The sequence below is a fragment of the Corallococcus sp. NCSPR001 genome (genome assembly GCF_017309135.1).
Taxonomy (GTDB): Bacteria; Myxococcota; Myxococcia; order Myxococcales; family Myxococcaceae; genus Corallococcus.
In genome coordinates, this window is the sequence record NZ_JAFIMS010000002.1 from 5671211 (window position 1) to 5679647 (window position 8437).

Below are 8437 nucleotides of genomic sequence, written 5' to 3' on the forward strand. Positions count from 1 at the left end.
CGGCCGCCTGCTCCGGGTGCCGTGAGGACAGGGTAGGCTTGGGCGCTCATGAGCACGAGCGGAACGGCGGCGCCCGGATACTGGCTGGAGGTCGACCTCGCGCTGGCTGGCGATGAGGTCAGCGCCACGGCGCGGGGCAGCGGCGGACAGCAGCCCGCGCCGCACAGGTTGGGGCTCGCGCACTCGCGCGACGCCCTCCGCCGCTTCGGTGAGTGGGTGCGGGACGCGGCCGTGCGCGGGGTGCCCCTGGAGTCTCCCGAGCAGGCGCGGGCGCTGCACTCCGCCCTCTTCCGCGAGGGGCTCCAGGAGGTGCTGCTCGAGCTGCGCGGCGTGTCGCGCAACACCGGGAGCCAGAAGCCGCTGCTGCTGCGGCTGCTGCCTCGGGACCGCGAGCTCCAGGCGCTTCCCTGGGAGGCGCTCTGTGGACCGTCCGGGCCGCTCGACTTCCTCGGCATCTCGCCGGAGATGTGCATCGTGCGCGGGGTGCAGTCCACGAAGCCCTGGCTGCCTCGCGAGGTCACCGGGGCCGTGCGGCTGCTCGTCGTCTCTCCGCTGGATGAAGAGGCACCGGCCCGCCTGCGCGCCATGCTCCAGCCGGCCATCGACGCTGGAGCGCTGGAGTGGATGGAGCCGCTCGTGGGGCCGCGCTCGCGGCGCGACTACGTCATCGACCGGCTCCGCTCGGAGCCCGCGCCGCACATCCTGCACTTCATCGGTCATGGCGGCGTGGACTCGCGAGGCGCCCCGGTCCTGCAACTCATGGATGCGGACGGCGCGTCCGCGGGGCTCTCCGTGGAGCTGCTGGCGAAGGAGCTGGCGGGAGCCTTCCGGGGTGACTTGCGATTGGTGGTGCTCGAAGCCTGTCAGGGCGCTCAACCGGGGGCGCTGACGAGCGCGGCGGAGCTGCTCGCGCAGGGGGGCGCGGACGCGGTGGTGGCGCACCTGTGGCCGGTGAAGACAGACGTGGCGCGCGCGTGCTCGCGGGCCTTCTACCGCGCGTTGGTGGGAGACACGCGGCACCGGGGCGACGTGGCCCGCTGCCTCCATGACGCGCGCAGCACGGTGCTGACGGAGTTCGGAGAGAGCGCCGAGGCCTTCTCGCCGGTCCTGTACCTGCGGGGCAGCGACACCACCCTCTTCTCCTTCCGGCCCGCCCGGACAAACACCGCGCCCCGAGCCCCCGTGCGGACCGAACCGGTGCGCGGCGAGGACCCGTCCGTGCGCGGGCTCCTGGACCTGGTCTCCCGTCCCTTCTCGTTGGTGCTGGGCGACCATGGGGGCACCACGGACGAGGACCTGCGGGAGCTCTTGCATGGCCGGATGCGGGGCACGCCCTGGGCCGTACCGGAGGCCCTGCCGATGAGCGCGCTGGCGCAGCGGTTCACGCTGCGCTTCGGACCCAAGACGCTGGACTCGCACTTCCAGGAGGTGTTCCGGGACGCGGCGCCCACGCTGCCGCTGGTGGAGGCGCTCGCGCGGCGGCTGAGGCCCGGCGTGCACATCACGCTCTTGCGCATGCCCGTGCTGGAGCAGGCGCTCGCGCTGCACCGGCCGGAGCTGCCGCTGTATGTCATCCAGCCGTCGTCGCCCGACGAGGGCTCCGCGCTGATCCGACGGCGCCTGCCGGGACAGGACTGGGAACCGCTCGACGCGCTGCCCCTGGACTTCGACCCATCGCGCGATGTGGCCTTGGTGCGGTTGTACCGGGGTTATCTGCCCGACCGCGTCTTCGAAACACCCCTGCTCACGGAGGACGACTACCTGCACGGCGTGCGGGACCTGGAGTCCGTCCTGCCTCCGGACCTGGCGGACGCCATCCTGGGGACGCTGGACAGCCGGCCCGCGCTGCTCGTCGGACTGTCCTTGCTGGCGTGGCACCACCGCATGCTGCTGTCGCGGCTGTTCGGACGACGGCCACTGCCGCGCAAGAGCCTGGTGCTGCTGGAGCCCGGCGTGCATGAGGCGGAGTCGTGGAAGTCTGGCCGGGGGCTGCCCGCGGGCGCGGGCATCCAGGTGGTGCAGGCGGAAGCGGACGCTGTGGCCGAGACGCTGGGAGGTTCGCGATGAGCGGCCCGGTGAATCCCTTCCTCGGGCCGCAGCCCTACCGCGCGGCGGACCGCGAGCGCTTCTTCGGCCGCGAGACGGCGACCCAGCGGCTGGTGAACCGCATCCTCGCGCACCCGTGCCTCACGCTCTTTGGTCCTTCGGGCGCGGGGAAGTCGTCGGTGATGCAGGCCGGTGTGATTCCGCTGCTGGAGGAGGCGCACGAGTTCCGCACGGTCCGCATCGACGGGTGGCTCGCGGGCGAGGCTCCGCTGGCGCGGCTCGTGCGCACGATGCACACGGAGCTGGAGCTGGGGCCTCCGCCGGAGCCAGCGGGGACGGTGGAGGCGCTGGACGAGGCGCTGGAGCTTGCTTCACAGCGCTCGGACCGGCCGGTGCTGATCTACCTGGATCAGTTGGAGCAGCTCTTCCTGCCCGGGCGCGACGTGGAGGCGACGGGCGCGCTGCTGAAGGGACTGGACGCGCTGGCGCGCAAGCCGGTGCGCGGACTGCAGCTCGTGCTCGCGATGCGCGAGGACTACCTGGGGCGCTTCCGCGACCGCGTGCGGGGCCGGCGCGAGCTGCTGGAGCAGGGATTCCGGCTGGGGCCGCTCACCGTGGGCGAGATGGTGAAGGTGTCGTGCCGGCTGGCCACCGAGAAGGGCCTGCCTTCGCAGCCGTGGTCCGAGCAGGAAGTGCGCACGCTCATGCGGCAGGTGCGCATGGCGGGCCAGGGCGAACAGGACGATGACGCCGAGGTGCAGGCCGCGTTCGCGCAGATCGTCTGCCGGGCCCTGTGGGACGAGCGGGCACGGGGCCAGGCCGTGGAGCCTGTCGCCGCGGAGCCGATGGTGCACCGCTACCTGGAGGCGACGCTGGACGCGCTCGGCTCCGACAAGAAGCGGGCGGCGCGCCGGTTGCTGGAGCAACACCTCATCGCGAGCGACGGCAGCCGGACCCTGCTGACGGAACAGGAGGCCCGCGCCGAGCTGCCACCCGAGCACGCGGACGAGGTGCTGACGCACCTGGAAGCGGCGGCGGTGCTGCACGCGGAGCAGCACCAGGGCAGCCGATACTTCGAACTGGGACACGACTGGCTCGCGCGCAAGGTCTTCGAGCTCAAGCAGCAGCGCATCGAGCGTGAGTCCGCGCAACGACAGCGCCGGCGTGAAGCGGCAGAGCGGCGCAGGCTCATCATCGTGGCATCGGTGGCGGTAGGCGTGGCGGTGATGATGGCCCTGCTGCTCATCTGGGCCTGGGCGGAGCGCACCCAGGCGGAGCAGGCGAAGAAGGTTGCGGAGAGCGCGAAGCAGGAAGCCGACCGGCAGGCGCGAGACGCGCGGGGCCTGGCGTTGATGACGGGGGCCCGCGACCTGCAAGGCCGCGGCTACACCGCGATGGCCACGAAGCTGCTGCTCGAAGTGCCCGAACCCGAGCAGGCGCGGTGGTGGACCCAGCTGGCGCATGACTTCCTGAAGGAGCCCCTCCCGGAGGTGACCTTCCAGGGAACGAGTCCACTGCACCTCGCGGCCTTCAGCCCGGACGGCCAGCGGGTGGCGGCGGCCTCGCGGGAGGGAACCGCGTGGGTCTGGCGCGTGGACGGCAGAGGCACCCCCGTGGTGTTGACGGGCCATGTGGGCCGGGTCCGCTCCATGGAGTTCAGCCCGGATGGGCAATGGATCGTCACTGCCTCCCAGGACGCCACCGTGCGGGTGTGGCGCGCGGATGGGACGGGCACGCCCGTGGTGCTCCAGGGGTACGAGGACACCGTCCACTCCGCGAGCTTCAGTCCGGATGGCCAGTGGCTGGTGACGGCTTCGGCGGACATGAGCGTGCAGGTGCGGCGGGCGGACGGAACCGGCAAGCCCGTGCTGCTGGCCGGGCACGAGGCCTCGGTCCTGTCCGCGCGCTTCAGCCCTGAAGGACGGCGCGTGGTGACGGCGTCGTACGACGAGACGGCGCGGGTATCGCGGGTGGATGGGAAGGGCTCGCCCGTGGTGCTCAAGGGGCACACCCAGCCCGTCTCCTCCGCTGAGTTCAGCCCGAATGGTCTGTGGGTGGTGACGGCGTCCGAGGACAAGACGGCGCGGGTGTGGCGGGCGGATGGGAAGGGCTCGCCCGTGGTGCTCAAGGGACATGAAGAGGGTGTGTACTCCGCCAGGTTCAGCCCGGATGGCCTGTGGGTGGTGACGGCTTCGGCGGACAAGACGGCGCGGGTGTGGAAGGCGGATGGGACGGGCAGCCCGCTCGTGCTCGGAGGACATGAGGCCCCTGTTTTCTCCGCCGGATTCAGCCCGGATGGCCGGTGGGTGGTGACCGCGTCCTCTGACGGGACCGCGAGGGTGTGGAAGGCAGATGGGATGGTCCCGCCCCGGGTGCTCAAGGGGCACCAGGGCTGGGTCGATGACGCGCGATTCAGTCCGGACGGGCAACGGATCCTCACCGTGTCCCGGGATGGAACCCTCAGGGTCTGGAAAGCGGGCGAGCCGGATCTTCCCGTGGTGTTCCAGCGGCCAGAAGAGGGGGTCTGGTCCGCGCGGTTCAGTCCGGATGGGCAGCGGGTCGTCACGGCGGGCACCGACGGAGCGGCACGCATCTGGCCCGCTGACGGGACGGGAGTTCCCGTGCTGCTCGATGGGGGCGCGAGCTCCGTTTCATCGGCCGCGTTCAGCCCGGATGGACGCCAGGTGGTGATGGCCACCAAGGACGGAAGTGCGCGGGTGTGGCGGGCGGATGGGAAGGGCTCGCCCGTGGTGCTCAAGGGGGATCCGGTCACGCCCATTGGATCAGCGGAGTTCAGTCCGGATGGCCAGTCGGTATTGATCACGCGCTGGTTCGGCGGCGCGCCCCAGGTGTGGAGGGCGGACGGGAGCGGGCCACCGAGGATGCTGGGGGACGATGAAGCGCACTTCGCCCGGTTCAGCCGCGACGGCCGGTGGGTGGTGATGGCGTCGGGCCGAACCGCCAGGGTCTGGAGGGCGGATGGGACGGGCACGCCCGTGGTGCTCCTGGGGCATGAGGATGACCTCTCCTCCGCCGAGTTCAGCCCCGACGGCCAGTGGGTGGTGACGGCGTCCCAGGACAAGACCGCGCGGGTGTGGAAGGCGGACGGGACGGGCACCCCCGTCGTGCTCAAGGGGCATGGGGGTGCCGTCTACTCCGCGAGCTTCAGTCCCGACGGCCAGTGGGTGGTGACGGCGTCCCAGGACAAGACCGCGCGGGTGTGGAAGGCGGACGGGACGGGCACCCCCGTCGTGCTCAAGGGACACCTGGACCGCGTCACCTCCGCCGGCTTCAGCCCGGATGGCCGCCGGGTGGTGACGGCGTCCGAGGACAGAACGGCGCGGGTGTGGAGGGCGGACGGAACGGGCACCCCCCTGGTGCTCCAGAGCTGTGAGTCGGAGGTCGCCTCCGCCGAGTTCAGTCCGTCCGGGCAGCAGGTCCTGACGGTGTGCACCGATGCCCAGGCACAGCTCTGGCCCCTGGATGTTTCGGAGCTCCAGCGGCGGCTCCGCGCCATCAACAAGGACTGCCTTCCTCCGGACGTCCGGCGCAGCTACCTGGATGAAAGCGAGGAACAGGCGGCCCGCGGCTATGCGGAGTGCGAGCGGGTCCAGGGACGGGATCCGCTCGTGACGCCGCCACCGACGTTAAGGCTGCTGCCCTGAAAGCCTCGCGGCGGGATCTCCGAGCAACACATAGCCGCGCAAGTCATTGCGCTGCATCCACTGATAACCCTGTCGCTTCGGGTCGACCGGATCCGGAACGCCATACACCTGCGCGTCCTGCCGCGCCCGGTAGCCCGCCAGCAGCGCGTCGTTGACGCTCCGGTACGCGCTCATCAGCGCATCCAGGGCGACGCCCGCGCGGCTGCCATTGGACAGGATTTGCAGCGCGGAGAGGACGCGCGAGGCTCGGCTGCGCGTCATGTCCTCCGAGTCCAGGAACCCGAGCGTCCACGCCAGGTCGCTGTGTCCGATGATGCCCAGCGGGCCGCGTGGATTCGCCAGCAAGGCTTGAGGCAGCGCCGCCACGAAGGGACGCTCCCCTTCCCTGGGCAGGCTGTGCAGCACGGAGGCGGGACGGCCCGCGAACCCGCCTGCCGCGGCGATCTGCGCGAGCCATGCATGGAACGCGCTGTCCGGCGGCGTCGCCGCGCCGAAGCACGCCACGCTGAACCACATGCCTCCGGGCAGGAACGGCGTGTCCCGCAGCAGTGCTCCCGTGAGCGGGGGACCTCCGCCCAGCGTCAGCGCGCCTTGCAGCGCCCGCTGCTCCTCGGCGGAAGCCCAGCCCTTCGAGGGCCGCCCCAGCCCATGCGCCACCGTGAGCATCACCGCCGAGCGCGCACCCGCCGCGGCCTCCAGGAGCCCATCCGCGTCCGCATAGTCATAGGGAACCTCCTGGACCTTCAACGCGGGCCGCTTCTGCTTCCACCGCGTCTCCATCACCTGCCGGCAGGGCTCCACCAGCAGTTGGTGTCCCGAGGCCGTCGCCGTCGTCCCATCCCGCGCCGTGTACAGGAGCATGTCGGGGGCCTCTGGAGGCGCGCCCCGCTTCTCCGCCGCGATCACCTTCTCGGCGTAGGCCGTGTAGCCCGCGAGGTCCGGCACACCCTCGGGAAGTCCCACGTGAAGCCGTCCCACGAACGCGCCATGCGCGAGCACGTGCTGCAACTCGATGGACACGTCGGGCAGGTCCCCGAGCAGCAGCAGGTACCTGGGACGGTCCTCCTCGGGGACGTCCTCGGCCCGGTGCACCGACTCCCTCCAGCGCACCGCCGCGCTCGCGTCCATGCCCGGAGGCACGCGGTAGCGCATCACGGGGGCGCCCTGCTCCTCTTCGCGGTGCTGGATGAGCGGCTCGATGGCGCGAAGCATGGCGTCGCCCGTCGTGCCTTCCGGCGCGATGACACCCCAGCGCTGCGCGGGCAGGTCATTCGGGTTCGCGTCGGGGCGCTCCAGCGTCATGCCCTCGGCACGGCGAGCGAGCGGCGCGGGCCTGGGAGCATCCCGGGTGGCGTCCGCGGGAAGCCCTTCCTCCAGCACCGGCCGGCGGTCGTCGGCGCGCGCGAGCAGGAGCTGCAGCGATTCATCCTTCACGGGCTCGGGCATCCTTCGGCTCCCAGTGGACGTTCGTCCTATTGATTCCAGAATCCGGAGACCGGTCCAGGAACTGGAAAACGGCTCCGTCCGCGCACGCTCCCTCTCTTCCAATCCCTTGCAATGATTGGAATGAGCGGATGACACCCCGCGTGGCACAACCGCTGCACTGTTGTTGTGCATGCACGGTAAAATCCTCCTCCTCGATTCGAAGCCCCCGGTTCGTGGGGCAACGGCGCGTCACCTGACGGCCGCGGGCTTCACCGTCCTCACCGCTCGCACGGATGCCCAGGCGCGAGGCCTGCTGGACACGAACCTGTTCGACGCGGTCCTCATCGACCATCCCTTCGGCCGGCCCGGCATGGAGGAAGGTCTGCGGTTCGCTCGCGACCTGCGCCTGCAGGACTCGCACCTCCCCATCCTGCTGATGACGGCGCTGCCCCTGGACGAGGTCCGGCACTCGGCGTGGGCCAGCGGCATCACCAAGCTGCTGCCCAAGCCGCAGCTGATGCCGGTGCTCATCCTCCACCTGTCCGCGCTCATCCCCGCGGCGGCCAACGAGGACCAGCCCCAGCCCCTCTCCATGCGCTGAAAAGCCGGGCTGCCGTCCTTGTCTGGTTCAGTCCGGATTCCGGAAAATGGATCCGCAACCTGGACAAATGCGCGCGGCGGACGCGTTTCCGCCGGGCCAAGTGGTTGTAAAGACTTCACTGATTTATTCCCGGGGACCCTGGCCCCTCCCTTGCTCATGCTTCCCTGTGTGCCCCGGAACCTGCTGATCGTCGATGATGAAACGGTCCTGTGCTGGGTCCTGGGCCGTTTCTTCTCCCGCGCCGGGTACGAGGTCGACTCGGCCACGGACCTGGACGAGGCCCTGGAGCGCGTGAAGCGCGGCCGGTACGACCTGGTCATCAGCGACCTGCGCCTGAGCGGAACGCAGTCCGAGGAAGGGCTCATCATCGCGGAGCGGCTGCGTGAGTCCTCCCCCGCCACGCGCATGGTGCTGCTGACGGCGTTCGCGACACCGGATTTGGGAACGCGCGCGCAGGCGCTGGGCGTGGACCTGGTGCTGAGCAAGCCCCAGCCGCTGCCGGACCTGGCGGAGCACGTGTCGCAATTGCTGGAAGCTCCGCGCTAAGAAAGCGCGCTCGCCAGCGCAGAACTCCTGCATGGATCCACTCCGCGTCCAGGTGCCTTCGCGGCGACGCCGCGGTGCGAGCCCATCGCATCCGCTCGCGCCGTCCGGATTGACGCACTGGGACTCGCGTGGGAGCGGATCCGGATTCTGGAAA

Annotated in this window: 5 protein-coding genes; 4 read left to right on the forward strand and 1 reads right to left on the reverse strand. The window is 70.8% G+C overall.

The genetic code is table 11. The features are described 5' to 3' along the window. The first annotated feature begins 48 nt into the window (after window positions 1-48). Both JYJ93_RS24755 and JYJ93_RS24760 read left to right on the forward strand, forming a co-directional pair. Entirely contained in the window at window positions 49-2067 is a 2019-nt protein-coding gene (locus tag JYJ93_RS24755; RefSeq protein WP_206795249.1) for a CHAT domain-containing protein, read from the forward strand. Then, complete coding sequence (locus tag JYJ93_RS24760) at window positions 2064-5711, forward strand: hypothetical protein (RefSeq protein ID WP_206795251.1); 3648 nt, start codon at window positions 2064-2066, stop codon at window positions 5709-5711. Before JYJ93_RS24755 ends, JYJ93_RS24760 begins: the two co-directional genes overlap by 4 nt. Here the strand turns inward: JYJ93_RS24760 and JYJ93_RS24765 are convergent. Beyond that, window positions 5694-7157: a hypothetical protein gene (locus JYJ93_RS24765; protein ID WP_206795253.1), complete on the reverse strand. Its 1464-nt coding sequence runs from the start codon at window positions 7155-7157 to the stop codon at window positions 5694-5696. The genes JYJ93_RS24760 and JYJ93_RS24765 overlap by 18 nt on opposite strands. 169 nt (window positions 7158-7326) lie before the next feature. Here JYJ93_RS24765 and JYJ93_RS24770 point away from each other — a divergent pair, with 169 nt between their 5' ends. Together JYJ93_RS24770 and JYJ93_RS24775 are read left to right on the forward strand one after the other, a co-directional pair. Further along, on the forward strand, window positions 7327-7737 hold the full coding sequence (locus JYJ93_RS24770) for a response regulator (protein ID WP_206795255.1): 411 nt from the start codon (window positions 7327-7329) through the stop codon (window positions 7735-7737). 168 nt (window positions 7738-7905) lie between these two features. Beyond that, window positions 7906-8283, forward strand: a complete 378-nt coding sequence (locus JYJ93_RS24775; protein ID WP_269012400.1) for a response regulator — start codon at window positions 7906-7908, stop codon at window positions 8281-8283. Window positions 8284-8437: the final 154 nt, after the last annotated feature.